This is a genomic window from Curtobacterium sp. L1-20, assembly GCF_048755855.1.
GTDB lineage: Bacteria > Actinomycetota > Actinomycetes > Actinomycetales > Microbacteriaceae > Curtobacterium.
Window position 1 is genome coordinate 1,274,363 of the sequence record NZ_CP151473.1, and the last position, 23,665, is coordinate 1,298,027.

Below are 23,665 nucleotides of genomic sequence, written 5' to 3' on the forward strand. Positions count from 1 at the left end.
ACGTCGGTGTTCAACCAGATCCTGCGTGAGGAGCGAATCGCCGAGAACGATCTGGTCTTCGCGATCCGTGACGCGCACCCGGTGTCGCCGGGGCATGCCCTCGTCATCCCGAAGCGGGTGGTGGCGAGCTGGTTCGACGCCACTACGGACGAGGTTGCAGCGATGACCGAACTGGTGGCCGTCGTGAAGCACCAGCTCGATGAGAGTCATGGTCCTGCTGGCTACAACGTCGGCTTCAATGATGGTGAGGCAGCAGGGATGTCGTGCAGTCGGCGGAAAGCAGTGGGCATTCCGGTCACGCGCCCAGGGCGACGCCCTCTCCCGACACGAACTGCTTGAATGAACGGCATGACGACGCACGCCCCGAAGCGAGCGAGGAGGGCCGCAGTACTGGTCCTGACCATCCTGGTCGTTGTCTTGTGGGCCATCGCGCTCGGGATGCTAGTGACCGTCTTGGTCCTCCTCATCCGAGTCGGAGCACCTTCTGACCGCACAGCCGTCATCGCGGCTGGCTGGTTCTTGACGCCAGCGATACCAGCAGCCGGCGCAACCATCGCTCTCATCAGCGTCCGACGATCCTCGCGACCCCGACGCAACGAGCTAGACCAGACGGCCTAGTTCCACCCCGACATGACCACTCACCACTCGTCACCCGGACGGCATGTCTTGATACACGGCGGCGGCTGCCAACAATGCATCAGGAGCGATCGGTGCGAACGTTTCGATAGCCGATTGGTCACCGAGACGTTCTGAGCGGTCGCGGGTAGATCGTCAGACGCCCCCGTCTGAAGCGGCCAGGACGAACATCAGGACGGCGAGCCAAGCCGATCCGGACGCCGATATGACCTCGAAGAGCCCGACGACCGAGCAAACAATACCGGCGACGAGTGCCGCGCCCCGCGCGATGCGGAGCCGTCGTCCAATTCCTCGTCGCTCATGACCCGTGAGTCAACTCCGAGAGGGACCGATCCCGATCGGTATTCGATTACGTCCTCGGGGTTGAGCGTGCATGTGCACTTCGCTGGTGCTGCGCGTACATGACCGATAGACAAGGCACGTACGGCCAACGAAGGAGTTGCCGATGCTGGTTCAGGTATGTGGTCTTCCCGGTGCAGGGAAGTCGACGCTGTCTGCTGCGATGGCAGAGCTGATGCCCTCGCTGACGCTCCGCGTGGATGCGATCGAGGGTGCGATGTGGAAGTACCAGATCCCGCGCGAGCAGTCGGGGATTGCCGCGTACTCGGTCATGCATGCGATCGCGGTACCGAATCTGCGGCGAGGGCAGACGGTCATCGCAGACGCGGTGAGCGGCGTTGAAGCGGCTCGGGCTGGATGGCTGTCGACGGCGGATGCCGCCGGGGTACCGCTGCGCGTGCTCGAGGTCGTGTGTACGGACGTGGACGAACACCGTCGCCGCGTGGAGCAGCGCGCGAACGACCTGCCGGGGTTCACGTTGCCGACGTGGGACGAGGTAGAGCGCACCGCCGACGAGTACGAGCCCCGCACGGACGATCGGCTCGTCATCGACAGCACCCGCCCACTCGAAGAAACGGTCCGCCAGGCCCTCGACTACCTCGAGTTCCACACCCGGTAGGCGATCGATGATCGAGACAGAAGCCGCATCTCCATCGGCAGCTGATCTCATGGCGAGTTCGCGATTGCTCACGCCTCGAGGCGGGTTCGTCCTCTCTCCCGGCGTCGAGCCGCTCGCCCTCGTGCCAGGATGACGCGGTGGAAGCCGAGCGACGACCCGACGAGCAGCACGAGTACGACGAGCTCGACAGAGCGACACGGGCATGGACCGCATCGGCTGGCCCGTCCGTCGCAGGCATCGCCGTCACGGCCGTCCTGGCGGCATGCTGCGTGCTCGGCGCCGGCTTCTGCGCGCTCGTCGCCTTCGCCGGGGCAGGAGTCGGCATCGGGGATCCGGATGCCTACGACGGATGGGCGTGGACGGCGCTCGTAGCCGGCCTGGTGGGCGCCGCCGGCCCGGTCGCGCTCGCGGTCGTGACGTCCCGGAGCCGGCCGGGCAGCGCCAGTGCGCTCGCGACGTTCGTCGTCGCTGGGGTCCTCGTGGTGTTCGGCGTCCTGGCCGCCCTGGTGGGCGTCGGCGTCCTCGCCGGGTGACGACGGGCGGTCACCGCTGCCGCAGCCGCGCTGGCGGGTTCCGGACGTCGCAACCGGGCGCCGCTGTCCGTGGCCTCCGTCCGACGGCCCTGCCGCGATGGACGGGCAGACCGAGACGCGACCGGACGACGGACGGGAGGCGCGTGGCCGCCCCGCTCCGCGCCTCCCGTCCGACGCGACTCAACCCGCGACCACCGCGGCCCGGTGGATCGGCCCGCTCCCGCCCGCCAGGGCGCCACCCGGTGCGCCGCTGCGCACCGCGATCACCTCGGCCATGACCGCCACCGCCGTCTCGGCGGGGGATCGCGCCCCGATGTCGAGCCCGATCGGCGACCGCAGCCGGTCGAGGTCCGGCGTGCCGAGCGCGTGCAGCGCGGCCGTCCGGCGCTCGTGCGTCGTCCGGGAGCCCATCGCTCCCACGTACCCGGCACCCCGTCGGAGCGCGAGGTCGATCACCTCCGCGTCGAACCGGTCGTCGTGCGCGAGCACCACGACGACCGTCGACGCGTCGATCGGCAGGTCAGCGAGCACGCGCGTCGGCCAACCGACGACGCGCTCGTCGGCGGCGGGGAACCGTTCGTCCGTCAAGAACACGGGCCGCGGGTCCACGACGGTGACGGCGTAGCCGAGGACGGCCGCGGCGTTGGTCACGGCGACGGCGGTCTCGACGGCGCCGACGACGATGCAGCGCGGTCGGACGTCGGCACGCTCGACGAAGACGCGGCCACGGCAGCCGTCGGGTGCCTCGACGACCGCCCCGAGGGGCGCGTCGCCGGACGTGCCGGCGTCGAGCGACAGCGCGAGCGTCGTCGGCGTGCCCGCCGCCGCACGGCGGAGCGCCTCGACCACGTCGTGGTCGTCCGGGGTGACCCGCCGGACCAGGACCTCGACGCGGCCGCCGCAGCGCAGGGAGGGTGCCCAGACCGCGTCGGGGTCGTCCGGGTCGTCGTCGAAGCCGAAGCGCTCGAGCACGGCCTCGCCCGAGGCGAGGACCTCGGCCGCGGTGTCGAACAACGATCCCTCGACGCACCCGCCCGAGATCGTGCCGAGGACCTGCCCGCCGGGCAGGACGGCCATGGACGTGCCGACGCCGCTCGGCGCGCTGCCCTGCATCGAGACGGCCGTCGCGACGACGACGGGGTCGCCCGCGTCGAGGACGGCCAGGAGGCGCGGTGCCAGTTCGAACATCACGCACCTCCGACGACGGCCGGGTCCTGCAGCAGCGCCCACACCCGGTCCCGCGTCATCGGCAGGCGGTACGGGCGGACACCGACCGCGTCGCGGACGGCGTTCGCGATCGCCGGAGCGACCGGGTTGTAGGGCGCCTCGCTCATCGACTTCGCACCGAGGGGGCCGAGCGGGTCGTGGGTCCGGGCGAACAGCACCTCGGTGCGCGGGACGTCCGAGATCTTCGGCACCCGGTAGGACCGGAACGCGTCGGTGAGCACCCGGCCGGTGTCGTCGAGCAGGACCTCCTCGTACAGCGTCGAGCCGATCGCCTGCGCCGACCCGCCCTCGACCTGCCCGCGGAGCTGCTCGGGGTTGAGCACCGTCCCGGCGTCGACGGCCTGCACGCTCTGCAGGATCCGGACCTCGCCGGTGGGCCGGTGCACGGCGACGCGGGCGCCGTGGACGGTGAAGGCGAGCGACCGCGGCGTGCCGTCGTGCCGGCCGTGCGCGACGAGCGGCCCCTCGGCGAGCAGTCCGGCGTGCCGGACGAGCTCGTCACCGACGCGGACGCCGTCCGGTTCGACGGAGACCGCGGGGCCGAGCACGCCCGACGCAGTGCGGGGCGTCCGCTCGGCGACGATCGTCAGCGCCCGTGCCGTCATCTCGTCCCGCAGCGTCTGCGCGGCGGCGTACAGCGCCCGCCCGGCCACGACGACGCCGGCGGACCCGAACGCGCCGGTGTCGTGCTCGGCGGCGTCGGTGTCGGACTGGTGCACCTCGACCCGGTCCGGGGTGGTGCCGAGCGCCGTCGCGACGAGCTGCGTGTGCACGGTCGTCGTGCCGTTGCCGAACTCCGCCGTGCCGACGCCGATGCGGTACCGCCCGTCGGCCAGGAGCTCGACGGTGGTGTGGGCGTGGTGGCCGCGCGGCGGCATCGTGGCGATCGCGGCGAGTGCGACCCCCGTGCCGTACGACCAGTCGGGGGAGCCGTCGAGCGCGGGGCCGTCCATCCGGGGGACCTCGGGCAGCGGGCCGGCGAGCGCCTGCTCGACCAGGTCGAGGCACTGGTCGAGGCCGTAGCTGCCCTCCCACCGCAGGTCGGTCTCCTCGTGCGGGTCGGTGACGACGAGGGGGTCGCCGGGCACGACGACGTTGCGCCGGCGCAGTTCGACGGGGTCGATGCCGAGCTCGCGTGCCAGCTCGTCCATCGCCGACTCGATCGCGAACACCACCTGGCCGAGGCCGTACCCGCGGAAGGCCCCGGACGGCAGGTTGTTCGTGTAGACGGACTCGGCGTCGACGCGCTTCACCGGGCAGCGGTAGACGGCGACGGACTCGCTCACCGAGTGGAACATGACGCCGACGCCGTGGTTGCCGTAGGCGCCGGTGTCCATGGTCTGGTCGACGTGCATCGCCGTGAGCGTCCCGTCGGTCGCCGCCCCGAGCCGGACCCGGACGCGCATCGGGTGCCGGGTCGGCGCGATCGTGAACTCGTCCTGCCGGCTGAACTCGTACTGCACGGTGCGGCCGGTGCGGAGCACGGCGAGGGTGACGAGGTCCTCGGTGAGCAGCTCCTGCTTGCCGCCGAACCCGCCGCCGACGCGCTTCGCGACGACGCGGACGCGGTCGGCCTCGAGCCCGAAGATCCGCGCGATCTCGTCACGGACCAGGAACGGGACCTGCGTGGCGGTGCGCAGCACGAGCCGCCCGTCCGCGTCCAGCCGGCCGCGCGTGGCGTGCGTCTCGAGGGCCGCGTGCGAGACGCGTCCGGTCGACCAGGTGCCGTCGACGGTCGCCGCCGCGTCGGCGAGTGCGGACTCGAGGTCGCCCGTCCCGTCGTGCAGTGCGGCGACGACGTTCCTCCCCGGCTCCGCGATGCGGTGCTCGTCCGGGGTCTTCTCGCCGTGCAGGAGCGGGGCGCCGGGCGCTCGGGCGGCGTCCACGTCGTGCACGCTCGGCAGCACCTCGTACTCGACCCGGACCAGCGCGCACGCCTGCTCGGCGGTCCGGACGCTTTCCGCCACGACGGCGGCGACGCGCTGGCCCCGGAACCGCAGCACGGGGTCGAGCACCCGGGTGTCGTCCGGGTCGTCCAGGCGCGACTCGTGCCGTCCGGTCGAGAAGAGCACCCCGGGGTCGTCGTGGTGCGTGAGGACCGCGTGGACGCCCGGCAGTGCCTCGGCCTCGGTCGTGTCGATCGCGGTGATCCGGGCGTGCGGGTGCGGGCTCCCGAGCACGGCGAGGTGCAGCAGCGCCTCGGTCCCGCGGACGTCGAGCGTGTACTCCTCGCGGCCGGTCACGATCCGTCGTGCGGCGGGAGCGGCGACGGACCGACCGACGGCGTCGCCGGCGTCGGCGCAGCTGGTGTTCGTGACGCCGTCCAGGGCGTCCTCGATCGCCCGGTACCCGGTGCACCGGCAGAGGTTGCCCTTGAGACGGCGGTGGCGGTCGGCGTGGTCGTCGGCGTCCATGGTCGACGCCGTGACGACGAGGCCCGCGGTGCAGAAGCCGCACTGGAACGCGGCGGCGTCCGCGAAGGCACGTTGCACGGGGTGCGGGTCGTCGGGGGTGCCGAGGCCGGCGGCCGTCGTCACCGCGCGCCCGTCGAGTCGGTGTGCGGGGGTGATGCACGAGTGCACCGGGACACCGTCCACCAGCACCGAGCACGCACCGCAGTCGCCGGCGTCGCAGCCCTTCTTCACCGAGGTGACCCCGTGCTCGCGCAGCAGGGTGCGGAGCACCTGTCCGGGCTGCGGGTCCACCTCGACGGGCGTGCCGTCCACCTCGAGCCTCATGCCGCACCTCCGGTCGACGTCGACGCGGACGCCCCGGACGCTGCGGCCTCGTCGCGCAGCTCGTGCGCGAAGCGGGTGCTCACGGCGCGACGCCAGGCGGGGGAGCCGTGCGGGTCGTCGTACCAGTCGTCGTGCCGCGACAGCGCAGCGTCGAGCGCGTCGTGGTCCGGGACCGCGGCGAAGCGCAGGACCAGCGGGCGGGTCGTCGCGGCGGTGACGACGAGCACGAAGCCCGCTGCCGACCACCGTGCGGTGACGAGCGCGCCCGAGCGGCCGTGCGGGCTGAGCGACACCCGGCGGAGCCCGGTCGTCGCGGTGAGCGCCACTTCGGGGACCTCGAACGCGCGGATGACCTCGTCGTCGGCGAGGTCGAGCCGACGGACCCCGAGCACGAGGTCCTCGATCCGGACCCGACGCGTCCCGCCGTCCGCGGTCCACACGACCGCCGTCGCGTCGAGGGTCGCGAGCAGTGCCGTCATCGCGCCGGCGGGGAGTCCGACGGCGACGTTCCCGCCGACCGTGGCGCTGTTCCACACCTTGAAGGACGCCAGCAGCGCGTTCGCGCACTGCTCGACGAGCCCCCACGCGGCCCACTGCGGCTCGGGTCGGATCCGCAGCAGCGTGGCGATCGTGCAGGTCGCCCCGATCGTCAGGGTGCCGGGCGTCCGTTCGACGTCCGGCCAACCGAGCGACGTCAGGTCGACGAGGCCGGTCAGACCGGGCTGCTCCTCGGAGAAGAGCCACGTGCCGCCGGCGAGGGGGCGTTCACCCGCGGCGAGGGCGAGGTCGTCGCGGTGGGTGGGGGTCCGCACGGTGCGGACGGTGACGAGGTCCATGCAGGGGTCCGATCGAGGTGGGCGTGACGGGGCGGCGGGCACGTCCGGGCCGTCGGCCGTGCGCGATCATCCCGCGGTTCCACGCCGAGGTCGGCCGCGTCGAGCCGGTGCTGCCCACGGTGTCCTCCTCGTGTCGGGTCTGCTGTCGTGCCACCGTACGGAACGGGTGTTTCCGCACGGTTACGGGCCGCGAACACCCGACGACACCGGCTGCGACGGGCCGTCACACCGTCGAGACACCACCGAAACACGCGGGTGCGATCCTCCGGACATGACCGACACGAGCGTGGACACCACAGCACCCCGGACGCCGACCGCCACCGTGCACCTCGGCGCGAACCAGTACGGCAAGGCCGAGGTCCGTCTCGTGCGCGTGACCCGGGACACCCCGCGGCACGCGATCGAGGACCTCACGATCACGACGCAGCTCCGCGGCGCGGCGCTCGCCGACTCGTACACGGACGGCGACAACGCGAAGGTCCTCGCGACCGACACGCAGAAGAACACCGTGTACGCCTTCGCCCGCGAGCACGGCGTGCACACGCCGGAGGACTTCCTGCTCCGGCTCGGTCGGCACTTCACCACCGCGTTCGACTGGTACGAGGGCGCCACCCTCTCCGCCGAGCAGCACGCCTGGGAACGCATCGCGGTGGACGGCGCCGAGCACGACCACGCCTTCGTCCGGGCCGGTCGCGGCACCCGCACCGCCGTCGTGCAGTTCGACGGCGACGACGTCCACGTCCTCGCGGGCGTCACCGACCTCACCGTCCTGAAGTCCACCGGCAGCGAGTTCCACGGGTTCCCGCGGGACCGGTACACGACCCTCGGCGAGACCGACGACCGCATCCTGGCGACGTCGGTGACGGCCCGGTGGCGGTACACGCCCGAGGCGGTGGCCGCCGGGATCGACTACGACGCGCTGTACGACGGCGTCCTCGAGCGCCTGCTGGCGACCTTCGCGGACGTGCACTCGCTCGCGCTCCAGCAGACGCTCTTCGCGATGGGCCGAGCGGCGATCGAGGCGTTCCCGGAGATCGCCGAGGTCCGGTTCGCGATGCCGAACAAGCACCACTTCCTCGTCGACCTGGCGCCCTTCGGCCTCGACAACCCGGGGGAGGTCTTCTTCGCGGCGGACCGCCCGTACGGACTCATCGCCGGGACGGTCGTCCGTGACGGCGTGGCCGAGGCGCCCGCGGCCTGGACGTCGGTGCCGGGCTTCGTGTGACGCCGCCGCGCACCACGGGGTTGCTGCTCGCCGCCGGGGCCGGTACGCGGATGGGGCGCCCGAAGGCGCTCGTCCGTGCAGCCGACGGGACGCCGTGGACGGTACGCGCCGCGACGACGCTGCTCGACGGCGGCTGCGACGACGTGCTCGTGGTGCTCGGGGCCGCAGCGTCGGAGGCGGAGCCGCTCCTGGCAGGACTGCACGGCGTGCGGACCGTCGTCGCTCCGGACTGGGCCCAGGGCCTCGGGGCCTCGCTGACGTCCGGCCTCGCGGATCTGGCCGTGTCCGAGCCGCCGGTCGAGGCCGCCCTGGTCTCGCTCGTCGACCTGCCCGGTCTGCCGTCGGCCGCGGTGCGCCGCGTGCTCGGACCACGCGCCGGGCGGGGGACCGCTGCTCGGCGGGCCGCCTTCGCCGCGGGACCGGGACACCCCGTCCTGCTCGGGCGAGCGCACTGGGACACCCTCGCGGCGCACCTCCGCGCGGCGGCGTCCGACCCGTCGAGCGCCGATCGCGGTGCGGGTGCGTACCTGCGGAGCGTCGGCGCCGACACCGTCGCCTGTGACGACCTCTGGCAGGGAGACGACCAGGACACGCCGCTCCCGATCAGGTGACGAGCGAGCAGGTCGGGCCCGACATCCGGACACGCATCGACTGCTGCTGTACGTTCGCACCAAGGTCGCTGAACGCGGCCATCACAGGGAGCAGAACATGGCAAACAGCAGCACCGGTCGTCCGACCTCCGTCACCGTCTCGTTCGTCATCTGGCTGGTGGTCGTCCTCGCGAACATCATCCAGGGCATCATCAGCCTCGTGTCCGGCGGCGGCTCGTCGGCGGCACAGAGCGTCGGCACCGCCCCGCTCGTCGGCGGCGCGATCTTCGCGTTCATCCTCGCGATCGTCGAGCTGATCATCGTCTTCAAGATGCGTGACGGCCGCAACTGGGCCCGCATCGTCCTGCTCGTGCTGGCGATCCTGCAGGTCATCGGAGTCGGCGTGGGTGCCGCCTCGGGTGGCAACGCGTTCGGCTTCATCGGTGCCGTCGCCGTGATCGTCGCGACCATCCTCATGTTCGTCGGTGGTGCGAACGGCTACTTCCGTCGTCGCTGACGACGCTCGGCCGGGTCGCGACGCGACCCGGTGACGGACAGGAGGCGCGGTGCCCGACGGCACCGCGCCTCCTGTCGTCCCGGGGGGCCCAGGGAGTTCCGGCGCGGTGGCCGTCCGGACCGGTGGCCGTCCGGTCCGGTGGCCGTCCCGTTCGGTGACCGTCCGGTTCAGTGGCTGTCGGTGATCCCGCTGCCGACGAACGTCGAGTCCACGCCGTCGTCGGAGAGGGTGCAGTTCCACACGGCGTAGGGGTCCTCGTGCCCGTCGTCGAAGGTGAACGGGTAGACGAGGTGGTACCGGCCGTCGGAGCCCGTGTACCCGTCCGGGTGCGCGGTGAAGGTGAGCGTGATGCCCGCCTCGGCCGCCCCGGTGCTGCACAGGTCGTGGACGTGCCGCGCGAGCGCGTCCGCGGTGGGCGTGGGCGTCGACGGCGGCGCGGCGCTCGGGGTCGGCGTCGGCGTCGCGGTGGTCGTCGGTGACGGCTCGGTCGTCGGTGTCGCGACCGTGGTCGACGACGCGGACGTCCCGGCCGCCGGCGCGGTCGTCGCGCAGCCGGCCAGTGCGGTCACCACGGTGCAGGTGACGGCAACCAGGGCGAGGCGGGTGCGGATGGTCATCGGTGTGCTCCTCCGGTCGGGTGGGTCTCCCTCAGGAGTGTCGGGCCACGACGGATCCTGACAGCCGGTCCCGACCCGTGTCGGACGGGAGGCGCGGCGCCGACCCGCACCGCGCCTGGCGTCCGGCGGCGGGTCACGGCAGGACGACCACCTTGCCGGCGACCCGTCCGGTCTCGGCCTCCGCGTGCAGCGCCGGCAGGTCCGTCAGCGGGATGCGCCGCGTCACCTCGACGGTCAGCGCGCCGCCGTCGACGAGCCGCACCAGCTCCGCCAGCCGGTCGCGGTTCGGCAGGACGAACACGGTGGCCGCGCGGACGCCGCGGTCGGCGTCGTCCGGCGTCGCCATGAACGCCGTGGTGCTGACGACGGTCCCGCCGTCACGGACCGCGGCGACGTCGGCGGCGAACTGCTCGGGGTCGATCGGGGCGAGGTTGAGCAGGACGTCGACCTGCCCGTCCAGGGCGTCGAGCGGCTCGGTGGTGGTGTGGTCGATCACCTGGTCGGCGCCGGCGGCGCGGACGGCGTCGGCGCTGCGGGGGCTCGCGGTGGCGACGACCGTGACCCCGGCGCGCTTCGCGAGCTGGATCGCGTACTTCCCGACCACCCCACCGGCACCGACGACGAGCACGCGCTGGGCGGCCTCGAGATGGCCCTCGTCGAAGAGCGCCTGCCACGCGGTCAGTGCGACGGACGGCAGTGCCGCGGCGTCGGCGAGCGGGATGCTGGCCGGCGCCGGGACGAGGGCGTCCGCCGGTGCGACGACGTACTCGGCGGCACCGCCGTCGCGTTCCATCGGCAGGAACCCGATGACCGCGTCGCCCACCGCGAGGTCCTCGACGCCGTCGCCGACCGCGTCGACCGTGCCGGAGACGTCGTAGCCGGGGACGTGCGGGAGCTCGATCGGGATCGGGAGGAACCCGCCGCGCATCCCGGCGTCGGCGGCGTTGTACGCGGATGCGGCGACGCGGATCCGGACCTGACCGGCGGCCGGCGTCGGCTGCTCGACGTCGACCACACGGAGGACCTCGGGTCCGCCCACCTGCTGGAACTGCACTGCCTTCACGGCCACTTTCCCTTCGTCATGTGCTTCGAGTTCGAAGCAACAAGGAGAACGTACCGCTGCTTCGAACTCGAAGCAACAGCCCCGATCGACCGTCGAGGAATCCGCGCTCCGCGGACAGTCGACGTCTGCACGATGATGGAGGGGTGACCCGCGCGCAACCGATCCTCGACGCCCTCGTCCTCCGGGCCGAGGAGACCGGCTTCGCCGCCCACGGCCTGCACGTCCTGGTCGACGACGAGACGGCCGAGCACCACTGGACGCCGGACGTCCGCCGCGAGGTTCACTCCGCGGCCAAGGGCGTGTGCGTGCTGGCCGTCGGCATCGCGGCCGACGACGGCGTCCTCGACGTCGATGCCCCGGTCGGTGCGTCCCTGCCCGGGATCCCACTCGGACCCGGAGTGCAGGAGGTCACGCTCCGGCACCTGCTCACGATGACGAGCGGCATCGACATGCCGTGGTCGCCGACCGAGCGGTCCGACTGGCCCGACCTCGCCGTCGAGTTCCTCCGGCGGCCGTCCCGTGGTCGGGTCTTCCAGTACGCCAACGCGAGCACCTACACCGCCATGCGCGTCCTCGAGACCCGCGTCGGTGACGTCGGCACGTTCGTCGCCGACCGTCTCCTCGCTCCGCTCGGCATCGAGGACGTGGCGTGGGAACGCTGCCCGAACGGGTACGTCGCCGCGGGGGAGGGCATCGCGCTCCGCACCGAGGAACTCGCCCGGATCGGTCGTCTCGTCCGTGACGGCGGGACGTTCGACGGGCGGCGGGTCGTCGACGGCCGCTGGTGCCGGGCGATGCACACCGACTGGGTGCACCGCGACGGTGCCGGACCGGGCTACGAGCGGTACGCGATGGCGGGCTGGGACGGGCCGGGCCGGTCGTGGCGCCTGCACGGTGCGTACGGGCAGATGGTCATCTTCGACGACCACGGCCGGGCGGTGGTGACGGTGACGGCCGACGACCACGCCGGTGCCGACGCGTTCGCCGCGGCCGTCGCCGACGAGCTGGCCCGCCGGCTGCCCTGATCGTCCCGGAACCGCGGTCCAGGGTCCCGGGTGCGCGGTCGTGCAGCCGAACCGCGCGCGCATGTGCGCCACCTGCGAGCGCGGGTACGTCGCCGGTGCGATGATGAGCGGCGGCCGTCGCCCGGACGGCCGGAGACGGAAGTGACGAGCGTGACCGAGACCCGCTCTCAGGCATCCACGACCGAGGTCACCGACGACGGCGGCCACGGCCCGGGCAAGGGCATCGCCGTCCTCGCCCTCGCCGCCCTCGGCGTGGTGTTCGGCGACATCGGCACGAGCCCGCTCTACGCCCTGCGGACCGTGTTCACCATCGACGACGGACTGGTCAAGGCGAACCAGGAGGACGTCTACGGCGTCATCTCGATGATGTTCTGGAGCATCACGATCATCGTGTCGATCAAGTACGTCCTCGTGCTCATGCGGGCGGACAACGACGGCGAGGGCGGCGTGATGGCACTGGCCGCGCTCGCCCGTCGGCTCTACGCGAAGCGCCGTGGCGGGGCGACGATCTTCCTCGTCATCGGGATCGTCGGCGTCTCGCTGTTCTACGGGGACTCGGTGATCACCCCGGCCGTGTCGGTGCTGTCCGCGGTCGAGGGGCTCGGCACGGCGGCGCCGTCGGTGGGGCACCTCGTCGTGCCCATCGCCGCGGTGATCCTCGTCGTCCTGTTCGCGGCGCAGCGGTTCGGCACGGGCAAGGTCGGCAACCTCTTCGGACCGGTCATGCTGCTCTGGTTCGTGGTGATCGCGGCGGCCGGCGTGCCGCACATCCTCGCGCACCCCGGCGTGCTGCAGGGGCTCTCCCCGACCTGGGCCATCGCCTTCACGTTCGCGCACCCGTACATCACCTTCGTGGCCATGGGCGCCGTCGTGCTCGTGATCACGGGGGCCGAGGCGCTGTACGCGGACATGGGCCACTTCGGTCGCACGCCGATCCTGCGGGCGTGGTTCTTCGTGGTGTTCCCCGCCCTCGTCCTCAACTACCTCGGCCAGGCGTCCCTCGTGCTGAGCGACCCGTCCGCGGCGAAGGACCCGTTCTTCCTGCTCTTCCCGGACGGCCTGCGGCTGCCCGTCGTGGTGCTGGCGACGATGGCGACCGTCATCGCCAGCCAGGCGGTGATCTCCGGCGCGTTCTCGCTCACCCGCCAGGCCGTCCAGCTCGGGCTGCTGCCCCCGTTGACGATCCGGCAGACCTCCCGCCGCGAGAGCGGGCAGATCTACCTGCCGGCGGTCAACCTGCTGCTGTTCATCGGGGTGCTCGCGATCATGCTCGCCTTCCGCTCGTCGGCGAACCTGGCCACCGCCTACGGGGTCTCGGTCACCGGCGCTCTGGTCGTGGACACGCTCCTGCTCCTGCTCGTCGTGCGCCCGCTGTGGCGGTGGAAGCCGTGGAAGCTCGTGCTCGCCGCGGTGGCCTTCGGCGGTCTCGAGCTGACGTTCCTCGCCGGCAACCTGTCGAAGATCGTCCACGGCGGCTGGGTGCCGCTCCTCATCGCCCTGGCCGTGGTGACCGTGATGACGACCTGGCGGCGCGGCCGCGCGCTCGTGCAGGAGGAGCGCAAGGAACGCGAGGGCTCCCTGGCCGACTTCGTCGAGCGGGTCAACGAGCACCACGTCCCACGCGTGCGGGGTGTCGCGGTGTTCCCGCACCCGAACAAGGAGACCACGCCGCTGGCGCTCCGGGCGAACGTCGACCACAACCACGTCCTGCACCGCACCGTGATCATCGTGTCCGTCCTCACCGCCAACGTGCCGCACGTGCCGCACGCGAAGGCGTTCTTCCGGGACGACCTCGGCTACGAGGACGACGGCATCGACCACATCACCGTGAAGTTCGGCTTCTCCGACGACCAGGACCTGCCGAGGGCGCTGCACGCCGCCTGCCTGGCTGACGTCCTCGACATCGACCCCGAGGAGATGCTGCGCGCCTCGTACTTCATCTCGCGCGGCGCCCTCCGACCGACGGCCGGCAACCGCGGCATGGTGTCGTGGCGGAAGAAACTCTTCGTCGGGCTGGCGCACAACGCCGCGGACCCGGCCGCACGCTTCGGCCTGCCGGCGCAGCGCACGGTGACGATGGGCAGCGACGTCGAGATCTGACGTCCGACCCCGGACGGCGAGCCCCGGACGGCGTGGCCCGGCCGGCCGCCGACGCGGTCGCGGTCAGAGTGCCGCGGCCGCTGCCCGGAGCTCCGCCAGCGCGGCCAGGGCGTGCTGCGCGAGGGGCTCGTCGTCGTTCCGTCCGTTCCCCGACCACCGGTCGAAGCCCTGCTTGAACGCGAGGACGCCCATCTCGCTGGCCAGACGTGCCGGCGCGTCGGCCACCCCGCGGGCGACGAGCGCCTCGGTCATCGCGGTGGCCATGCCGACGCTCTTCAGCGCGTCCCGCTCCTGCAGCTCGGCGCTGGCGGCGACGGCGGCGCGCAGGCGCGGTCCGAGCTCGCGGTTCACCGGGCCCATCTCGTCGGATGCGCGGCCCAGCCCGACGGCGACGGCGTCGAGGGGACTGCTGTCCGTCGGGGCGTCGGCGATGCCCTCGGCCAGCAGGCGGCTCAGGGTCTCCTGCCCCGCGACGAGGAGCTCGCGCTTGTCGGGGAAGTGCCGGAAGAAGGTGCTCTTCGTGACCCCGGCGCGCTCGGCGATCTGCGTCACGGTGGTCTCGTCGTAGCCCTGTTCCGAGAACAGGTCGACGGCCGCCAGGACGAGCCGTTCCCGGGCCCCGGGTTCCCATCGTGCCATGGGACCATCCTATCGACGGGACAATTGTCCCATCGCGGGCGTACGGTGATGGCACAACAGTCCCGTCACTTCGACACCCATCCTGAGGAGCACCCATGCACGTCTTCGTCACCGGTGGCACCGGCACGATCGGCACGGCCGTCGTCGCCGAACTCGTCGCCGCCGGACACACCGTCTCGGCCCTCGCCCGTTCCGACCGGTCGGCCGCCGCCCTCACCGCGGCCGGGGCGACCCCGGTCCGCGGCTCGATGACCGACCTCGACGTCCTCCGCGCCGGCGCGCGTGACGCCGACGGGGTAGTCAGCCTCGCGTTCCCGAACGACTACGACTCGGCGGACGGACTCGCCCGCGGCATCGCCGAGGAGTCCGCGGCGACGGCCGCCCTCGGCGAGGAGCTCGTCGGCTCCGACCGGCCGTTCGTCGTGGTCTCCGGCACACCGTGGGTCGCCGGCCGCCCCGCGGTCGAGACCGACCCGCTCCCGCTCGACGGCCCGGTCGCCGGTCGTGCGCGGTCGGTCATCGCCGCGCTGGCCCTCGCCGACCGCGGCGTCCGCACGTCGGCGATCCGGCTTCCCCGCACCGTGCACGCCGACGGCGCGGGCGGCTTCGCGGGCATCCTCACCGAGACCGCGCGCCGCAGCGGCGTCGCCGGCTACCCGGGCACCGGCGACCAGCGCTGGCCGGCGGTGCACGCACGGGACGCGGCGGTGCTCTTCCGTCTCGCGCTCGAGGGGGCGCCCGCCGGCACGGCATGGCACGCCGTCGCCGACGAGGGCGACCGGGTCCGTGACATCGCGGACGTCATCGGCCGCCGCCTCGGACTGCCGGTGGAGCAGGTGCCGGACGAGGTCTTCGGGCCCTTCGCCCCGATCTTCGCGATGGACCAGCCGGCGTCCGGCGCCGCCACGCAGCAGGCCCTGGGGTGGCAGCCCACCCACCCGAGCCTGCTGGCGGACCTGGAGAACGTCACCCCGTGACGGACGGGAGGCGCGGTGCCGCCCCGCCCCGCGCCTCCCGTCCGTCGCGGTCGCGCGTCCGCACGACCGGTGCGTCAGTGGTGGGAGCGGCCCCGCAGACGACCGATCCCGAGCACGACCCCGACGACGACCATGCCGAGCAGGACGCCGAACACCGCCGACACCGCGGTGTCCACGACCCACGTCACGACCGGGCCGGCCGGCTCGACAACGTGCTCGATCGCGTGCAGCACGTCGGACGGCCCGTGCCAGAAGGTCTCGGCCAGGTTCGCGATGACGAGGTGGCCGCCGACCCAGAGCATGGCCACGGTGCCGACGATGCTGATCACCCGGAAGACGGCGGGCATCGCGCGGACGATCCGGGCACCGGTCCGACGGGTGCGGCGGACCGGGTGCTTCATCATCTGCAGGCCGATGTCGTCGACCTTCACGAGCAGGGCGACGGCGCCGTAGACCAGGGCGGTCATGCCGAGGCCGATCAGCGCGAGCGCACCCACCGTCGGCCAGAACCCGAGGTCCGTGTCGAGGCTCGCGAGGGCGATCAGCATGATCTCGGTGCTGAGGATGAGGTCGGTGCGGATCGCGCCGAACACGAGCTTCGGTTCGCTGGACGGGGCCTCCGTCTCGGCCTCGTGGTGGGTGCCGAACCACTCGGTGACCTTCTCGGCGCCCTCGAAGCACAGGTACGTCCCGCCGAGGACGAGCAGCCACGGCAGCACCCACGGGGCGAACGCCGAGAGCAGCAGCGCGAGCGGGATGATGATGACGAACTTGTTGAAGAGGCTGCCGAGGGCGATCCTCGCCACCACGGGCAGTTCGCGTGCCGGGGCGAGCCCCTGCACGTACTGCGGCGTGACGGCCGCGTCGTCGATGACGACGCCGGCGGTCTTCGCGCTGGCCTTCAGGGCGGCGGCGAGGATGTCGTCCACCACGGCGAGCAACCCGACTGACATGACCGTTCCTCCACTCGTCGCCTGTCCATCCGTACAGACGGGCGGCTCACAGACTAGGGCCTGACGGCACGGAGGACCTGCCGGACCCGTCGGTCAGTCGAGACAGAACTCGTTGCCCTCGACGTCCTGCATGACGATGCACGACTCGTCGATCCCGTCCGCGGGCATGCGTCGGACCTGCGTCGCGCCGAGGGCGATGAGCCGGTCGCGCTCGGCGTCGAGGACGGCCAGCCGTTCGTCGCCGACGAGCCCCGAGCCCACGCGGACGTCGAGGTGCACCCGGTTCTTCACGACCTTGTGCTCCGGGACCCGCTGGAAGAACAGGCGCGGACCGACGCCCGCCGGGTCCTGGCAGGCGAACGCCGACCCCTGCCGCTCGGGTGGGAGCGTCCGGTCGAACGCGTCCCACGAGTCGAAGCCCGGCGGCGGTGCGGGCACCTCGTACCCGAGCACCTCACACCAGAACCGTGCCACCCGTTCCGGGTCCGCACAGTCGAACGTCACCTGCACCTGCCGCACCGTCGCCGCCATGGCGCCACCCTAGGCTGAACGTCCCCGCGGCGCCGTCCGTATGCTCGCGGCATGGCTGACTTCACCGCCGCGCAGGCCGCCGTCGTCCGGATCGAACGTGCCGAGGAGGGCCGCTGGGACCTCTCGGTCATCAGCGACTCCGGGGTCGAGATGGGCCACGGCGTGTACCTCTTCGACGCCGCGCACGACGACGACGAGGACGAGCAGACGGCTGCCGCCGACTTCGTGCAGCAGTACGGGTTCCGGTTCGAGCGCGACGCCGTCGTCGCCGACGGTCCGGACGCCTTCTGGGCGCCGCTGCTGCCGTCCGACGCGGCGTAGCCCCTCCGGAGGGCTCAGCGCAGCGCCGAGGCCTCGAACCCGATCAGCCAGGTGACCCCGACGGCGTCGCGGACGATCCCGTCCCAGTCGCCCCACGGCCGTTCCTGCAGGGGATCAACGACCTCGCCGTCCGCCGCGAGGTCGTCGAACCACCGGCGGAGCACGTCAGGTTCCGCCGCACCGAGCAGCGAGAACAGCAGGCCGCTCGCCCGGAACGGGGTCTCCCCGGTGGCGACGTCCGCAGCGAAGAGCTGCAGCTCGCCGGCGAGCTGTCCGTGCGCGACGGCGTCCGCCGGGCCGTCCGTGCGCGAGAACTCGGCGAAGGTGGCGACGCGCACCTCGCCGCCGAACACCCGCTGCCAGCGCTCGAGTGCCTGGCGTGCCGTGCCGTCGAACTGGAAGTAGGGGGATGGCCCGCTCACGTTCATCCTGGGACGGTACCGCCGCTCCGGGACCCGCACCAGGGCCTCTTCCGCGCGGGCGGCGGCGCTGCGCCGTCCGGGTTCAGCCCAGCAGGTCGATCGCCCGGTCGACGGCGTCCGCCGGCCGGCCGTCGTCGCGGGCCGCCCACCACGTCAGGGCGGCGTTGATCGCCGCCGCGAAGCTGTTCGCGCGGACGAGCACGGCGAGGTCGTCGACCGAACCGCCGTCCCGTTCCGCCACGGACCGGACGAGCACTCCGGTCAACGCGGTGATCGTCGCATCGCCACCACGCTGCAGCGACGCGGTCCCGCGGATGACCCGGAGCCGGAGCCGCATGACCTCGAGCGTCTCGTCGGAGAACGACGCCCCGGTGCGGTAGGCGGCGCGGACCGCGACGGCGGCGGGTTCGTCCTGCGGTCGCGCGCGCAGGGCGTGGGTGAAGCGGGACGTGAACTCCTCGAGTCCGCCCCAGACGAGCGACGCCTTGCTCGGGAACAGCCGGAACAGCGACCGCCGGCTGATCCCTGCGGCCGCGGCGATGTCGTCCATCGACACGGCGTCGAAGCCCTGCTCGTCGAAGAGCCGCAGGGCGACGACGGCCACCGTGCCCGGGTCGATCGCGCGGGCGCGCCCGACCGGTCCGTCGGTCGTCGGGTCCTGCGGGTCGCGTCCGTCGTCGTCCACGGCGTCCGGTCCCGTCATCCGCGGACGACGGCGGCGACCGTCGCGACGACGACCGCGCGTCGGCGGTCGGCGTCCACCTCGTCGGTGAGCCGGGAGTACTCCGGCGTCGCGCCGCTCCACAGGGCGGCGGTGTGGATCACGATGCCCAGGAGCTCGGCGGCGGAGAACGTCGACGGCAGGTGACCGGCGCGCTGCGCGCCCTCGATCGCGCGGAGCTTCGCCGCGTTGCTCCGGACCACGGCGTCGATCGGGTGGGTGGTGTCGCCGCGCTCGAGTCGGTACCAGGTCGCCAGGCGCTGCACCCACGGTCGCCGCGTGTAGGAGTCGTGCAGGCGCCCCGCGTACTCGGGCAGGTCGTCGGCGTCGATCGTCACCTCGTCGAGGGTGTCGGCCACCATGGCGTCGAAGACCGCGTCGAAGAGGCCGTCCTTGCTGCCGAAGTAGTGGTAGATCTGCGCCTTGTTGCTCGCGGCGGCGGCGGCGATCCGGTCGACGCGGGCGCCGGCGATGCCGACCGCCGCGAACTCGTCCCGCGCGGCGAGGAGCAGACGTGCGCGGGTCGCGTCGGCATCACGGGGCATGGGCATGCCGACATCGTATCAACCATCTGGTTGACAAGGGTGACGAGCGGGTGTTCCATGGATCCTGCTAACCAAACAGTCAGTCAGGAGTCCTCATGTCCGTCTTCCTCGTCACCGGAGCGTCCCGCGGCCTCGGCCGCGCCGTCATCACGGCAGCACTCGCCGCCGGCCACCAGGTCGTCGCCGGCGTCCGGGACCGCCACGCGCTCGACGACCTCACCGTCCCCGACGGTGCCGCGCTCGAGACGGTGGTGCTCGACGTCACCGACGCCGACGCCGCACGAGCGGCCGTGCGCTCGGCCGTCGACCGCTTCGGGCGCCTCGACGTCCTCGTCAACAACGCCGGGTACGCCGACCTCGCGAGCATCGAGGACGGCGACCCGGACGACTTCCGCGCGCAGGTCGAGACGAACCTGTTCGGGGTCGTGACCCTCAGCCGCGAAGCCGTGCACGTGATGCGCGAGCAGGGCTCGGGGCACATCGTGCAGGTGTCCTCGGTCGGCGGCCGCCTGGCGACGCCGGGGCTCGGTGCCTACCAGACGGCGAAGTGGGCCGTCGGCGGATTCTCCTCGGTCCTCGCGGCCGAGGTGGCACCCCTCGGGATCCACGTCACCGTCCTCGAACCGGGCGGGATGCGCACGGACTGGGCGGGGTCGTCGATGCGCGTCGCGCCGATCCGTCCCGAGTACGCGGCGACGGTCGGCGTCTCCGCGCGGATGCACGGCGGGACGGGTGTCGGCGCGAGCGACCCCGACCTGGTGGCCGGGCTGGTGCTGCGGATCGTCGCCATGGACGAGCCACCGCTGCGGTTGCTCGTGGGCCCGGACGCGTTCGAGTACGCCACCGCCGCCGGGCGGGCGCTCCTCGCCGAGGACGAACGGCACGAGGCCCTCAGCCGGTCGACGCAGGCGGCGGACGCGACGCCCGAGCAGCTCGACCCGCGGGCGCGCGCCTGACCCGGGGAGACGACGGACGGGAGGCGCGGTGCCAGCCGGCGCCGCGCCTCCCGTCCGTCGTCCGGTCGCCGCGTCAGGCGGAGGCCAGCGCGCCCATCTCGGCCACGACGGCCTGCAGACGGGCGGCGAGCTCCTCGGAACCGCGGACCGTCTCGCGGTGCGCGACCTCGGTCAGCGCCGACATCACGAGCGCGACCGCCGTCCGGGCCGTCTGCTCGTCGGTGCGGGCGCCGACGGCCGTGAGGAGCGACTGGCGGGACTCGGCCATCCACTGCATCACCATCGGGGTCATCTCCGGACGGAGCACGAGCAGATCCTTCATCCGCCGGCGGTCCTGCGACAGCGGGACGGTCCGGGCGACGAGGCCGCAGAGGTCGTCGACCAGCCGGCCGTCCGCCGCGCGGAACCACTCCGCCGCGGACTCCGGCACCTCGACGGTGTCGAGGCCGAGTGCGGCGTGCGCCTTCGAGGTGAAGTAGTTGAAGAAGGTGCGCGGCGAGACGTCGGCGTCGGCGCAGATCTGGTCGACCGTGACGCCGTCGAGGCCGTGCGCGGACACGAGCGTCAGCGCGGCGTCGTGCAGCGCCTGCCGGGTCTGCTGCTTCTTCCGTTCGCGCAGCGTGCACGGCTCCGTCGACGCGGTCGCTGCCGGGGTGGTGCTCACGAGGACTCCCTGTCTGCGGGTGGTGCTGGTGGGCGGGGCGTCCGCCGGGTGCCCCGACGGACGCTCCGCTCGGTCACCGACGCTGGGTCGGCGTGGAGCCGGTCATCGGACCGGTGAGGGACCCGGCCTCGGCGGCGGCCATGCCGGCGGACGCCTCGAGCTCCGCCTCGGCGTCGGCCGAGCCGGCGGCGTCGGCCCGCTCCTGCAGCGCGGAGCGCTGGCGCAGCGGCGGCACCCGGAAGAACCAGGTGAGCACGAAGGCGAGCAGGATCACGCCGAGACCGACCCAGTAGATCGTCACGGACGAGGCGTTGAAGCCCGCCATGAAGGGACGGGTGAGGCGGCTGTCGGCGCCGGTGAGGAACGACGTGTCGTTCGTGCTCGTGGCGTTGTCGTTCTGCGTGCTGCCGTCGTCGACCTTGTCGGCCAGCTCCGGTGTGAGCTGCCGCACCCAGTACGAGCGCTGGGACGCGTCCGCCCAGTCGACCGACACGGTGTCGCCCTGCACCGTGGCGTGTGCCCGGGTGGCGACCTGCTCGAGTGCGGACTGCTCGGCGGCGGGCTCCGCCGCCGTGACCTGCTGGTCGATGACGGCCTGCGCGGAGGCGGCGGGCACGACGCCCGCGGCGACCTGCTGCTGCACGGCGGTGGTCACCTGCGCCGTGACCGCGGCGTCGGCCGCAGCCGTCGCCTTCGCGGACGCCGCGTCGAGCTGCGACTGCACCGTCGTCGTCAGCGGGGTGACGATCGGCGTCCAGATCTTCTCCATGGCACCCTGGTTCGCCTTCGCGGTCGCGACGGTGGGGTTCAGCGCGGCCTCGAGCGCGGGACCGAGGTCCTTCTGGTTCGCGGTCGCGTGCAGGATGTTCGCCGGCATGACCGAGAACAGGATCGAGAGCAGGACGGCGGTGCCGAGCGTGCCGCCGATCTGCCGGAAGAAGGTGGCGGACGACGTGGCGACGCCCATGTCCCGCGCCTCGACGGAGCCCTGCGAGGCGAGGGTCAGCGACTGCATGACCGAACCGAGGCCGAGGCCGATCAGGAACATGCCGATCATCAGGAACCAGAGCGGCTTGTCGATCGTCATGAAGGTCAGGACGACGTAGCCGGTGGACACCAGGAACGTGCCGATGACCGGGAAGATCCGGTAGCGACCCACGCGCGCCACGATCTGACCGCTCGTGATCGAGGCGATCATGAGCCCGCCGACGAGGGGGAGCGTGGCGAAGCCGGACTCGGTCGGGGTGAGGCCGACGACGATCTGCAGGTAGAGGGGGATGGTGAGCATCGCGCCGAACATCGCGAAGCCGACGAGGAACCCGATGACGGTCGCCATCGAGAACGTGCCCGAGTGGAAGAGCTTCAGCGGGATGATCGCGGCGTCACCCATCTTCGACTCGACGAGCAGCAGGCCGACCAGGCCGACGACACCGACGACGTAGCAGGCGATCGCAGCGGGGGAGCCCCAGCCCCAGGTGCGGCCCTGTTCGGCGACGAGGAGCAGCGGCACGAGCGTGACGATGACGGCGGTCGCTCCCCACCAGTCGACCCTGGGCTTCGCGGCGTCGGCGCCGTGCACCTTCGGCAGGTGCAGGAAGACGAGCACCATGACGAGCGCGGCGATGCCGATCGGCACGTTGATGAGCAGGACCCAGCGCCAGCCGGTGATCCACAGGATCTCGGAGGAACCGGCGAGCAGGCCGCCGATGAGCGGGCCGATGACGCTGGAGATGCCGAACACGGCGAGGAAGTAGCCCTGGTACTTGGCGCGCTCGCGCGGGGCGAGGATGTCGCCCATGATCGCCAGCGGCAGCGACATCAGCGCGCCGGCACCGATGCCCTGCACGGCACGGAAGCCGGCGAGCATGAGCATCGACGTGGACATCGACGAGAGCACGGCGCCGAGGATGAACACGACGATGCCGAAGATGTAGAGCGGGCGGCGGCCGAAGATGTCGGAGAGCTTGCCGTAGATCGGCGTCGCGATGGTCGAGGTGATGAGGTACGCGGTCGTGACCCACGCCTGCTGGTCGAGGCCGTGCAGGTCGTCACCGATCGTCCGGATCGCCGTGCCGAACACCGTCTGGCCGAGCGAGGACAGGAACATGCCCGCCATCAGGCCGTAGATCACGAGGAGGATCTGGCGGTGGGTCATGAGCGGCTGCTGGCCGGGCGCGGACGAGGCGGCGGGGGCCTCGGCGGCGTGCCGTCCCGGCTGCACCGTGACGGGTGCGGTGGCGGTCATCGAACTCCTTCTTCAGGCTGTGAAACTTTGCAGACCGCGCAACGATACAACCATTGCTTCCGGCAAGCAACTAAATGTGGGCACTACGCTGACGCCGTGACCGCGAACCGGGACGACGCCGAACGGCTCCTCCGCGCCCAGCTCGACCGGCTGTGGGTCCGGCAGACCCTGCGGTCCTCGCTCATCGAGTCCCGCGGCGGCCTCGACCCGACGGCGCGCGTCATCCTCCGCGCCGTCGACCACCACGGCGCCGTGCGCGCGATGGTGATCGCGGACGCCACCGGATTGTCCCGCCCCGTCGTCAGTCGGCGGGTCGCGGCCCTCGTCGAGTCCGGCCACCTCGGCACCGAACCCGACCCCGCCGACGGCCGCGCCAGCCTGGTGACCGTCGCGGCCGCGGGACGGGTGCTCCTCGACACGCTCGACGACGCCGGCGCCGAGGTGCTCGACGACCTCACGCAGGCGTTCGCGACGGACGAACTGGACACCCTGGCGGGCCTGCTCGCCCGGCTCAACGACCGGGCCGACGCGGTGCTCGGCATCGGCGCGACCGCTCCGGTCGACCCCGCCTGACCGCACGGCCGGCACCGGGCGGTCGGCCGACGGCCGGTCAGGAGGCGCGGCCC

At 72.6% G+C, this 23,665-nt stretch carries 25 protein-coding genes; 12 read left to right on the forward strand and 13 right to left on the reverse strand.

All coding sequences use genetic code 11. The features are described from left to right. The first annotated feature begins 6 nt into the window (after positions 1–6). The 3 genes from AAEP86_RS07620 (at position 7) to AAEP86_RS07630 (ending at position 2,127) form a co-directional block, all read left to right on the forward strand. Positions 7–339: an HIT family protein gene (locus tag AAEP86_RS07620; protein WP_420369940.1), complete on the forward strand. Its 333-nt coding sequence runs from the start codon at positions 7–9 to the stop codon at positions 337–339. Between the two features lie 742 nt (positions 340–1,081). Beyond that, positions 1,082–1,594, forward strand: coding sequence for an AAA family ATPase (locus AAEP86_RS07625; protein WP_420369941.1), 513 nt, complete (start codon positions 1,082–1,084; stop codon positions 1,592–1,594). A gap of 137 nt (positions 1,595–1,731) precedes the next feature. After that, complete coding sequence (locus AAEP86_RS07630) at positions 1,732–2,127, forward strand: hypothetical protein (RefSeq protein WP_420369942.1); 396 nt, start codon at positions 1,732–1,734, stop codon at positions 2,125–2,127. 180 nt (positions 2,128–2,307) lie between these two features. Here AAEP86_RS07630 and AAEP86_RS07635 read toward each other — a convergent pair whose 3' ends face one another. From AAEP86_RS07635 to AAEP86_RS07645, 3 genes are read right to left on the reverse strand one after another with little or no spacing between them, the layout of a single operon-like run. Beyond that, the gene (locus AAEP86_RS07635; RefSeq protein ID WP_420369943.1) at positions 2,308–3,315 is read right to left on the reverse strand and encodes an XdhC family protein; all 1,008 of its coding nucleotides are present in this window, start codon (positions 3,313–3,315) and stop codon (positions 2,308–2,310) included. Beyond that, a complete protein-coding gene (locus tag AAEP86_RS07640) occupies positions 3,315–6,092 on the reverse strand; it encodes a molybdopterin-dependent oxidoreductase (RefSeq protein WP_420369944.1) in 2,778 nt (925 codons plus the stop codon). Before AAEP86_RS07640 ends, AAEP86_RS07635 begins: the two co-directional genes overlap by 1 nt. Then, positions 6,089–6,928, reverse strand: coding sequence for an FAD binding domain-containing protein (locus AAEP86_RS07645; RefSeq protein WP_420369945.1), 840 nt, complete (start codon positions 6,926–6,928; stop codon positions 6,089–6,091). The genes AAEP86_RS07640 and AAEP86_RS07645 overlap by 4 nt, the downstream gene beginning before the upstream one ends. Positions 6,929–7,199: 271 nt before the next feature. On the opposite strand from AAEP86_RS07645, the gene pucL reads away from it, so the two are divergent. The 3 genes from pucL to AAEP86_RS07660 all read left to right on the forward strand — a co-directional run bounded on the left by pucL (position 7,200) and on the right by AAEP86_RS07660 (position 9,260). Further along, entirely contained in the window at positions 7,200–8,153 is a 954-nt protein-coding gene (gene pucL / locus AAEP86_RS07650) for a factor-independent urate hydroxylase (RefSeq protein WP_420369946.1), read from the forward strand. After that, positions 8,150–8,764 carry a nucleotidyltransferase family protein gene (locus AAEP86_RS07655; protein ID WP_420369947.1) on the forward strand — a complete coding sequence of 205 codons (615 nt, stop codon included), beginning with the start codon at positions 8,150–8,152 and terminating at the stop codon, positions 8,762–8,764. The genes pucL and AAEP86_RS07655 overlap by 4 nt, the downstream gene beginning before the upstream one ends. Positions 8,765–8,861: 97 nt before the next feature. Further along, on the forward strand, positions 8,862–9,260 hold the full coding sequence (locus AAEP86_RS07660; RefSeq protein WP_420369948.1) for a hypothetical protein: 399 nt from the start codon (positions 8,862–8,864) through the stop codon (positions 9,258–9,260). 167 nt (positions 9,261–9,427) lie between these two features. Here AAEP86_RS07660 and AAEP86_RS07665 read toward each other — a convergent pair whose 3' ends face one another. Further along, positions 9,428–9,877 carry a hypothetical protein gene (locus AAEP86_RS07665; RefSeq protein ID WP_420369949.1) on the reverse strand — a complete coding sequence of 150 codons (450 nt, stop codon included), beginning with the start codon at positions 9,875–9,877 and terminating at the stop codon, positions 9,428–9,430. 133 nt (positions 9,878–10,010) lie between these two features. Beyond that, complete coding sequence (locus AAEP86_RS07670; RefSeq protein WP_420370459.1) at positions 10,011–10,940, reverse strand: NADP-dependent oxidoreductase; 930 nt, start codon at positions 10,938–10,940, stop codon at positions 10,011–10,013. 143 nt (positions 10,941–11,083) lie between these two features. On the opposite strand from AAEP86_RS07670, the gene AAEP86_RS07675 reads away from it, so the two are divergent. Both AAEP86_RS07675 and AAEP86_RS07680 read left to right on the forward strand, forming a co-directional pair. Continuing rightward, entirely contained in the window at positions 11,084–11,965 is an 882-nt protein-coding gene (locus AAEP86_RS07675) for a serine hydrolase domain-containing protein (protein WP_420369950.1), read from the forward strand. A gap of 150 nt (positions 11,966–12,115) precedes the next feature. Next, positions 12,116–14,065, forward strand: coding sequence for a potassium transporter Kup (locus AAEP86_RS07680; protein ID WP_420369951.1), 1,950 nt, complete (start codon positions 12,116–12,118; stop codon positions 14,063–14,065). A gap of 63 nt (positions 14,066–14,128) precedes the next feature. On the opposite strand, the gene AAEP86_RS07685 is transcribed toward AAEP86_RS07680, so the two are convergent. Continuing rightward, positions 14,129–14,704, reverse strand: a complete 576-nt coding sequence (locus tag AAEP86_RS07685; protein ID WP_420369952.1) for a TetR/AcrR family transcriptional regulator — start codon at positions 14,702–14,704, stop codon at positions 14,129–14,131. A 95-nt stretch (positions 14,705–14,799) separates the two neighbouring features. Between AAEP86_RS07685 and AAEP86_RS07690 the strand changes: the two genes are divergently transcribed. Then, positions 14,800–15,681: an NAD-dependent epimerase/dehydratase family protein gene (locus AAEP86_RS07690; protein WP_420369953.1), complete on the forward strand. Its 882-nt coding sequence runs from the start codon at positions 14,800–14,802 to the stop codon at positions 15,679–15,681. A gap of 74 nt (positions 15,682–15,755) precedes the next feature. On the opposite strand, the gene AAEP86_RS07695 is transcribed toward AAEP86_RS07690, so the two are convergent. Beyond that, positions 15,756–16,634, reverse strand: a complete 879-nt coding sequence (locus tag AAEP86_RS07695; protein WP_420369954.1) for a DUF808 domain-containing protein — start codon at positions 16,632–16,634, stop codon at positions 15,756–15,758. Positions 16,635–16,727: 93 nt separating this feature from the next. Further along, complete coding sequence (locus tag AAEP86_RS07700) at positions 16,728–17,165, reverse strand: VOC family protein (protein ID WP_420369955.1); 438 nt, start codon at positions 17,163–17,165, stop codon at positions 16,728–16,730. 51 nt (positions 17,166–17,216) lie between these two features. Here AAEP86_RS07700 and AAEP86_RS07705 point away from each other — a divergent pair, with 51 nt between their 5' ends. Next, entirely contained in the window at positions 17,217–17,486 is a 270-nt protein-coding gene (locus tag AAEP86_RS07705) for a hypothetical protein (RefSeq protein WP_420369956.1), read from the forward strand. Between the two features lie 14 nt (positions 17,487–17,500). Here AAEP86_RS07705 and AAEP86_RS07710 read toward each other — a convergent pair whose 3' ends face one another. The 3 genes from AAEP86_RS07710 to AAEP86_RS07720 all read right to left on the reverse strand — a co-directional run bounded on the left by AAEP86_RS07710 (position 17,501) and on the right by AAEP86_RS07720 (position 19,180). Next, positions 17,501–17,914: a VOC family protein gene (locus AAEP86_RS07710; RefSeq protein ID WP_420369957.1), complete on the reverse strand. Its 414-nt coding sequence runs from the start codon at positions 17,912–17,914 to the stop codon at positions 17,501–17,503. A 76-nt stretch (positions 17,915–17,990) separates the two neighbouring features. Further along, positions 17,991–18,611 (reverse strand): TetR family transcriptional regulator, encoded by a 621-nt coding sequence (locus tag AAEP86_RS07715; RefSeq protein WP_420369958.1) that lies wholly within the window; start codon positions 18,609–18,611, stop codon positions 17,991–17,993. Further along, positions 18,608–19,180: a TetR family transcriptional regulator gene (locus tag AAEP86_RS07720; protein ID WP_420369959.1), complete on the reverse strand. Its 573-nt coding sequence runs from the start codon at positions 19,178–19,180 to the stop codon at positions 18,608–18,610. Before AAEP86_RS07720 ends, AAEP86_RS07715 begins: the two co-directional genes overlap by 4 nt. An 89-nt stretch (positions 19,181–19,269) precedes the next feature. Here AAEP86_RS07720 and AAEP86_RS07725 point away from each other — a divergent pair, with 89 nt between their 5' ends. Beyond that, a complete protein-coding gene (locus AAEP86_RS07725; protein WP_420369960.1) occupies positions 19,270–20,130 on the forward strand; it encodes an SDR family NAD(P)-dependent oxidoreductase in 861 nt (286 codons plus the stop codon). 73 nt (positions 20,131–20,203) lie between these two features. Here the strand turns inward: AAEP86_RS07725 and AAEP86_RS07730 are convergent, their stop codons facing one another. Both AAEP86_RS07730 and AAEP86_RS07735 read right to left on the reverse strand, forming a co-directional pair. After that, positions 20,204–20,794, reverse strand: a complete 591-nt coding sequence (locus tag AAEP86_RS07730; RefSeq protein WP_420369961.1) for a TetR/AcrR family transcriptional regulator — start codon at positions 20,792–20,794, stop codon at positions 20,204–20,206. A 73-nt stretch (positions 20,795–20,867) separates the two neighbouring features. Beyond that, the gene (locus AAEP86_RS07735; protein WP_420369962.1) at positions 20,868–23,039 is read right to left on the reverse strand and encodes an MDR family MFS transporter; all 2,172 of its coding nucleotides are present in this window, start codon (positions 23,037–23,039) and stop codon (positions 20,868–20,870) included. A 96-nt stretch (positions 23,040–23,135) separates the two neighbouring features. Here AAEP86_RS07735 and AAEP86_RS07740 point away from each other — a divergent pair, with 96 nt between their 5' ends. Beyond that, complete coding sequence (locus tag AAEP86_RS07740) at positions 23,136–23,612, forward strand: MarR family winged helix-turn-helix transcriptional regulator (protein WP_420369963.1); 477 nt, start codon at positions 23,136–23,138, stop codon at positions 23,610–23,612. The last annotated feature ends 53 nt before the right edge of the window (positions 23,613–23,665 follow it).